The organism is Mesorhizobium sp. KR2-14, assembly GCF_040049255.1.
Taxonomy (GTDB): domain Bacteria; phylum Pseudomonadota; class Alphaproteobacteria; order Rhizobiales; family Rhizobiaceae; genus Pseudaminobacter.
Window position 1 is genome coordinate 1 of the sequence record NZ_JBDZDR010000024.1, and the last position, 2,931, is coordinate 2,931.

Here is a 2,931-nt window from a genome sequence, read left to right on the forward strand (position 1 = left end):
TCGCTGGCGCAGGCCCGCACGGCGCTGAGCATCTGGCGCACGGACTACAACGGTGCGCGCCCGCACTCGAAGCTCGGCTGGCAGACGCCCGACGAGTTCGCACTGACCTTCCACACGCGCCGGACAGGGCAAAGCCAACGCCGGAACGAACTCAAGACTGGATAAAACCTGGGGCAACGTCATGAGCAACGGTGCTCCGAGCGGATGTGGAGTCACTTGAATATTCATTTGACGCTGAACAGAAGGGCTGGGAACCGGACCTCTCAGCCGATGAGGTCAATCAAGTACCGGGTCGCCTCGGCAAGGATCGAAGCGCGCGGTGGTGAGCGGCTAATTGGCGAATGGGGGCTCGTGAGGGGATTGCATCGTCGCGAACCTCCCATGGAAAGAGATCAGGCGACGCTACGACGTGCCACGCCAGAATCCGGCTCGTTTACTGGCGGCCGTGAGCAGGAGATAATCTCGCTCCGCAAGGCTGGCATGTCGTTGAAGCAGGTTGCTGCGGCGTCGGCATATCGGAGGGGTCTGTGTTCGCCGTCCTGCGCACGGCCGGGATGACCGGCACCAATTCGGCGCTAGGCAAGCGGCGGAAGCTTGCGGAAGGCGTGGGCAAGAGTTGGTGCCTCTGATGCTAGCCCGGGCATGCGGCGCGTGCTCTCGAATAGCGGAATCGCGCAGCCCGCAAGTCCGTCGCTCGCGTCCAACCCCTCCCCTACCCCTTCCGCCACGCCGGCTCATCTCGCCATACGACACGGCGCTGGAAATACACTCTGTCGAGCCGCCTTCCCAGCGCTTGATGTGCGCCAGGGTCTCCGCGTTAACGGATCCAGCCACGATGGCCTGCTGTTGATGTGTGGGACGGTAGCTGGACGCCGCGAAGCTTTACTTGGCGCGGATTGTCTCAGTATATTGGCGAACTCTTCGGGGGGGGGGAGGCAAGATGATCGAAGTCGACGGCAAGATCCCAATGCGTTGGTGGAACAACGAAAAGAATTTCGGCGACCTGCTTGGGCCGTGGCTCGTCCAAAAAATGACCGGCAAACAGGTGTTCTGGGCGGAAAAAGACGATCCCCACTATCTCGTTATCGGATCGATCCTTAGCCGAGTAAGCCCGTCCAGCGTGCTCTGGGGCATCGGATCGTTTGGCAGCGAAGGGAAAGGGCGCGTAGAATTAGCTAACCTCCCCTTGGCAGTTCGCGGGCCGTTAACTCGCGCCAGACTTGAAATGTTCAAGTCAAAGTGCCCAAGAGTCTACGGCGACCCTGCACTTTTTGCTCCCGATTATTACTCTCCCAAAATCGACAAAACGCACGAGATTGGACTGGTGCTACGGTGGTCTGAGCATGAGCGAAAGGAAAAGTTCGCTGTCGAAGGCGTCAAGGTCATCGACCTCCTAACTGACGACATCGAAGGCACCATCGACGCGATACTCAGTTGCAAACGTATCATCACCACGTCCCTGCACGGGCTTATCCTGGCCGACGCCTACGGCATCCCCAATGCATGGCTGATTGCAGATACCGGTTCGGGTAAAGAGCACAAATTCTGGGACTATTTGTTATCCGTGGGCAAGGTGCGGGAGCCCAAAGAGATGGATCTATCAAGCCCAAGCTTGACGATCGAAGGCCTGATAAATGACCTCGACTACGATGACCGCCCAATAGCCCTTGACCTTGACCCTTTGCGCCGTGCGTGCCCGTTTCTCGCTCGCTCCCCCGAAATTGAAGCGGCGGAGACCGCCGCAATATCTGGGGCAAAGGAAATTGTGCGTGTACGCGAAGCTGCGCAGGCTCGTGCAGAGCGACGGAGTTGGTGGAAGCCAAAGAACTGGCCCCACTACCCCAAAGCTCTGGCGCGAAAGGCCCTGAAGAGACTAGCGTGATCGAGGTCAGCATACCCCTTTGGAAGATCGAAAATTATGCGGGAACCGGCCCAATCCAGAAAATTGGAGTTGGTCCGCGACGGCGAGCGCGAATTCGAGCTCTACGGCTTCCCGGCGACGGAGCCGAACGCCATCGTTTCCCCGATCCACCAGAAGGCCATGCCGGTCATCTTGACCACTGACGTTGCCCCTTTAACTTAATCCGGATTGAAGTTCGTTCTGGGCCAGAGAAAGGACCAGAACATGAAACGCAGCCGCTTCTCGGATGAGCAGATCATCGGGATTTTGAAGGAACACGAGGCCGGGCTCGGTCGCGGATTTGTGCCGCAAGCACGGCGTGAGCGATGCCTCGATCTACAAATGGAAGGCCAAATTCGGCGGCATGGACGTGTCAAAGGCGAAGCGGCTGAAGAGCCTGGAGGATGAGAACCCACGCCTGAAGCGGCTTCTGGCCGATGCCATGCTCGACAATGCGGCCCTGAAGGATCTGTTGGGAAAGAAGTGGTGACGCCCGCAGCCAGGCGGAACGCTGTCGCGCATCTGAAGTCTGCCTTCGGGATGAGTGAACGGCGGGCGTGTAAAGCCATCGGCTGTTGCCGCATGACGGTTCGCTACGAGACCAGGCGGCCCGATGATCGCGCGCTTCGGAAGCGGATGCGGGAGATCGCGCGCGAGCGCCGGCGCTTCGGCTATCGGCGTCTGCACGTCCTGCTCAAGCGCGAGGGCCATGTCGTGAACGACATGGCCCAATCGGCATGCGAGCATCGAGTAAGGTGCTCGTGTCAATGATGCCATTGGAGAGCGCGATGTCGACATATGTAGGCCTAGATGTTTCGCAGAAAGAGACTGAGATTTGTGTGGTGGATGTCGAGGGACGTCGGATTTGGCGAGGCAAGTGCCGGACGGAGCCGAACAGCATCGCTGTTGCACTTAGAGAGCATGCTGACGCCGCTGTCAGGATCGGCATGGAGACTGGTCCACTCTCAATCTGGCTTTGGCGCGAACTGCGGGCGCTCGGTCTCAAGGTCGACTGCATCCATGCTCGCCGG

Annotated in this window: 2 protein-coding genes and 3 pseudogenes; all 5 read left to right on the plus strand. The window is 59.3% G+C overall.

Translation table 11 applies throughout. The features are described 5' to 3' along the window. A partial coding sequence (locus ABLE86_RS22795) for an integrase core domain-containing protein (protein ID WP_348781282.1) occupies positions 1 to 165 on the plus strand: 165 nt, incomplete at its 5' end. 775 nt (positions 166 to 940) lie between these two features. Next, positions 941 to 1,882 (plus strand): polysaccharide pyruvyl transferase family protein, encoded by a 942-nt coding sequence (locus ABLE86_RS22800; RefSeq protein WP_348781281.1) that lies wholly within the window; start codon positions 941 to 943, stop codon positions 1,880 to 1,882. A 72-nt stretch (positions 1,883 to 1,954) separates the two neighbouring features. Beyond that, positions 1,955 to 2,062 (plus strand): annotated as a pseudogene (locus ABLE86_RS22805) (SOS response-associated peptidase); the annotation flags it as partial. A gap of 63 nt (positions 2,063 to 2,125) precedes the next feature. Beyond that, positions 2,126 to 2,620: pseudogene (locus tag ABLE86_RS22810) on the plus strand (transposase); the annotation flags it as partial. A 68-nt stretch (positions 2,621 to 2,688) separates the two neighbouring features. After that, positions 2,689 to 2,931: pseudogene (locus ABLE86_RS22815) on the plus strand (IS110 family transposase); the annotation flags it as partial.